The sequence below is a fragment of the Pseudomonas sp. 10C3 genome (assembly GCF_036346185.1).
Classification (GTDB): domain Bacteria; phylum Pseudomonadota; class Gammaproteobacteria; order Pseudomonadales; family Pseudomonadaceae; genus Aquipseudomonas.
On record NZ_JASJVE010000121.1, the window covers coordinates 1 to 267 of the forward strand.

Sequence of the window (267 nt, forward strand, 5' to 3'; positions counted from 1 at the left end):
TGGCAGAACATGCGGTTGGAGCGCATGGAGCCATCGCGGCCGGTGAAGAACACATCCGGGCGTGCGGCAATGTAGTTTTCCATGCCCAGTTCGGTGCCGAAGCAATGCACACTCTCCACCCAACCGCTTTCAATCGCCGGGATCAATGTGGGGTGCGGGTTGAGTGTCCAGTTGCGGCAGATCTTGCCTTTCAGACCCAGGGATTCGCCGTAGGTGGGCAGGATCAATTCGATGGCAGCAGTGTTGAAGCCGATGCCATGGTTGAGC

General features: G+C 58.4%; 1 protein-coding gene. It reads right to left on the bottom strand.

What is annotated here, in order from left to right; translation table 11 throughout:
* Positions 1-267 (bottom strand): malonate decarboxylase subunit alpha (locus QN399_RS26355; protein WP_330201947.1); only part of this gene is annotated, 267 nt, incomplete at both ends.